The organism is Streptomyces sp. UNOB3_S3 (assembly GCF_020740895.1).
GTDB lineage: Bacteria > Actinomycetota > Actinomycetes > Streptomycetales > Streptomycetaceae > Streptomyces.
Map to the genome: position 1 here is coordinate 1 of NZ_JAILXP010000546.1, position 3,401 is coordinate 3,401.

A 3,401-nucleotide genomic window follows, 5' to 3' on the forward strand; every position below is an offset into this window, starting at 1 on the left:
GTCCGGGCCGGTCGCGAGGCCCCCGCCCGCCACGCCTTCCCGCTCCTGGTCCACTCCGTCGTACGGCGCGGTCCGCCGGCTCTGCCCACGCCCTGCTGACCGCCGGCCCGTCCACCCCGACGGGCCCGCGCCGGCCGGGCGGCACGCCATCGACCACCACGTCACGACACGCATCACGGAGAAGACCACCATGAGCAACCGCAACAACTGGGAGAACAAGCAGTCCGCCCGCGAGCGGCTGCGCGCCGAGCGCGAGAAGCAGGCGAAGAAGGAGAAGACCCGCCGCCAGCTCCTCGTCGGCGGCGCGATCGTCGGCGTCCTGGCGATAGCCGGCGGCGTCGGCTACGCGGTGACGCAGTCCGGCGGCAAGAGCGACTCCGCCTGGTCCGCCGCCGCCAAGAAGACCCTCGTCAAGCCCGCCAACACCGCCGGCGACAAGGGCACCGAGGTCGTCGTCGGCAAGAAGGACGCCAAGCACAACCTGGAGGTCTTCCAGGACATGCGCTGCCCGATCTGCTCCGTCTTCGAGCAGAACGTCGGTGACACCATCGACAAGGACGTCAAGGACGGCAAGTACAAGGTCACGTACCACATCGGCACCTTCCTCGACCGCAACCCGCAGATCCGCGGCGACGGCTCGAAGAACGCGCTCAGCGCGCTCGGCGCCGCGCTGAACGTGAGCACCGAGGCGTTCAGCGCCTACAACAAGGCCCTCTACGCCAAGGCCAACCACCCCGAGGAGACCAAGGACGACTTCGCCAAGGACGACGTCCTGCTGAAGGTCGCCCAGCAGGTCCCCGCGCTCAAGGGCAACGCCGCCTTCGAGAAGGACGTCAAGGACGGCACCTTCGACAAGTGGGCCCTGGACATGTCCGACTCCTTCGACAGCCACAAGGACGTCACCGGCACCCCCACGCTCAAGCTCGACGGCAAGAAGCTGACCGTGAAGACCGCCTACGGCGAGGGCGCCCCGAACACGGCCGACAAGTTCACCGAACTGGTCGCCGCCCAGCTCAAGTAGCACCCCCGAGGGGCGGGCCCGGCCCGCCCCTCATCGATGCCGAATCTTGACCGGACAGCCGTCGGCCGCCGTGGCACACTCGCCCTCATGGAGGGGACGGGCGTTCGGCTCAGGGCGATGCGCGCCGGGCTGTTCACCGCGCTCTGCCTCACGCTGTCCGCGGCGGCCCATGTGCTGCTCTCGCACGCCCCGTTGCCCCTGTCCACGGTCGCCGTGCTGGCGGTGACCTTCTTCGCCGTCGCCTACGCGCTGGCCGGCCGCGAGCGCGGCTTCTGGCCGATAGCGGCCCTGCTCGTCCCGCTGGAGCTGGCCGCCGACACCGTCTTCACCACCGGCCAGCACGCCTGTTACGGCCAGGCCGGCGGCCCGGTCGCGGGCCCCCTCCACTCGATGGGCGTCGATCTGGTCTGCCGGGGCGGCGAGTTGGGCCCACCCCTGGGCGGCTTACCGGCCGCCACCAGTTCCGCGACGCCCTGGCTGCTGCTCGCCGCGCACCTCACGGTCGGGCTGATCGCGGCCGCCTGGCTGCGCCGCGGCGAGGTGGCCGTGGCCCGGCTGCTGCGCGCGCTGGCCGCGCTGGCCTTCCGCCCGCTGCCGCCGGCCGCCGCGCTCCGGTCGTACGGCCCCGCCGGCACCGCGCCCGTACGGCCCGTGCGCGACACCCTGGCCGCCCGTACGCTCCCCCTGCTCGTCCACTCCGTCGTACGGCGGGGACCGCCGTCGCTCCCGGCATCCGCCTGAGCACGGCACCACATCCCTTCCGTACCTTTCCTCTCCACGGAGCCGAGTCATGAGCAACCCCCAGAACAAGGCCGCCGCCCGCGAACGCCTGCGCGCCGAGCGCGAGAAGCAGGCGAAGCGCGACAAGACCCGTCGTCAGCTGCTCATCGGCGGCGCGATCGTCGCCGTCCTGGCGGCTGCGGGCGGCATCGGCGTGGCCGTCTCCAAGGCCACCGACGGCGGCAAGAACACCAAGGTCAGCAGCGAGGACTGGGAGAGCGCCGCCCGGAAGCGGGCGTTCAAGCAGCCCGCCAACACCACCGGCGACAAGGGCACCACGGTCGTCATCGGCAAGCAGGACGCGAAGAACACCCTGGAGGTCTTCGAGGACATGCGCTGCCCGATCTGCTCCGGCTTCGAGCAGAACGTCGGCGAGACCATCCAGAAGGACATCAAGGACGGCAAGTACAAGGCCCAGTTCGAGATCGGCACCTTCCTCGACCGCAACCCGATGATCAAGGGCTCGGGCTCGAAGAACGCGCTGAGCGCGCTGGGCGCGGCGCTCAATGTGAGCCCGGACGCGTTCCTGGAGTACAAGAAGGCGCTCTACTCGGCCAAGAACCACCCCGACGAGCGGGACGACGCCCTCTCCGACGACGGCAAGCTGGTCTCCGTCGCCCAGGAGGTGCCCGCGCTCAAGGGCAACGCCGCCTTCGAGAAGGACGTCGAGGACGGCACCTTCGACAAGTGGGCCCTGGAGATGTCCGCCGCCTTCGACAAGCAGGTCGGCCCGAACAAGCCCATCCAGGGCACGCCCGGCCTGAAGCTCAACGGCAAGGTGCTGGGCGACCAGCGCGGCCAGGCGCCGCAGGAGGCGAAGCTGTTCACGTCCCTGGTCGACGGGGCGCTCGTGAAGTAGCGGGCTGAAGCAGCGGGCTACCGGCGGTAGGCGACGGGCGGACGAACACTCGGTGATCGTCCGCCGAAGCCCTTGTCACAGGACTTACCGCTGGTTCTACTCAGCAGTAAAGTGACGGCCCGTGACATCCCACGACATATCCCGCCGCACAGCCGTCACGGCCGTCGCCGCCACCGCGACCGCCGCCCTGATCCCGCTGGCCGCCGCCCCGGCCGCACTCGCCGACTCCGACCCCCCGGGACCGTCCCGCCCGGCCTTCCTCCACGGCGTCGCCTCCGGCGACCCGCTGCCCGACGGCATCCTGCTGTGGACCCGCGTCACGCCGGTTCCGGACGCCGTGCCCGGCTCCGGGCGCGGCCCGGCCGTGGACGTCGACTGGCAGGTGGCCGAGGACGCCGGCTTCACCAAGGTCGTCGCCCGGGGCACCGTCACCGCGACCGCCGCCCACGACCACACCGTCAAGGCGGACGTCCGCGGACTGCGCCCGGCCACCGGCTACTTCTACCGGTTCACCGCCGGGGACGCCGTCTCCCCGGCCGCCCGCACCCGCACCGCCCCCGCCCACGACGCGGCCACGGCCGGGCTGCGCTTCGGCGTTGTGTCCTGCGCCAACTGGGAGTCCGGCCACTTCTCCGCGTACCGCCACCTCGCCGCCCGCAAGGACCTGGACGCCGTCTTCCACCTCGGCGACTACATCTACGAGTACGGGACCGGCGAGTACCCGGTCCCGTACTCGTAGAT

Annotated in this window: 3 protein-coding genes and 1 pseudogene; all 4 read left to right on the forward strand. The window is 71.3% G+C overall.

The window, feature by feature from the left end:
* The first annotated feature begins 190 nt into the window (after positions 1 to 190).
* On the forward strand, positions 191 to 1,021 hold the full coding sequence (locus K6I33_RS33345) for a thioredoxin domain-containing protein (RefSeq protein ID WP_229358464.1): 831 nt from the start codon (positions 191 to 193) through the stop codon (positions 1,019 to 1,021).
* A gap of 87 nt (positions 1,022 to 1,108) precedes the next feature.
* Positions 1,109 to 1,762: a hypothetical protein gene (locus K6I33_RS33350; RefSeq protein ID WP_229358466.1), complete on the forward strand. Its 654-nt coding sequence runs from the start codon at positions 1,109 to 1,111 to the stop codon at positions 1,760 to 1,762.
* A gap of 49 nt (positions 1,763 to 1,811) precedes the next feature.
* On the forward strand, positions 1,812 to 2,660 hold the full coding sequence (locus tag K6I33_RS33355; RefSeq protein WP_229358468.1) for a thioredoxin domain-containing protein: 849 nt from the start codon (positions 1,812 to 1,814) through the stop codon (positions 2,658 to 2,660).
* A 121-nt stretch (positions 2,661 to 2,781) separates the two neighbouring features.
* Positions 2,782 to 3,384: pseudogene (locus K6I33_RS33360) on the forward strand (alkaline phosphatase); the annotation flags it as partial.
* Positions 3,385 to 3,401: the final 17 nt, after the last annotated feature.

Excerpts from the sequence above, each read along its gene's own strand:
- K6I33_RS33355 (WP_229358468.1), top strand. The coding sequence starts at position 1,812 with ATGAGCAACCCCCAGAACAAGGCCGCCGCCCGCGAACGCCTGCGCGCC.
- K6I33_RS33345 (WP_229358464.1), top strand. The coding sequence starts at position 191 with ATGAGCAACCGCAACAACTGGGAGAACAAGCAGTCCGCCCGCGAGCGG.
- K6I33_RS33350 (WP_229358466.1), top strand. The coding sequence starts at position 1,109 with ATGGAGGGGACGGGCGTTCGGCTCAGGGCGATGCGCGCCGGGCTGTTC.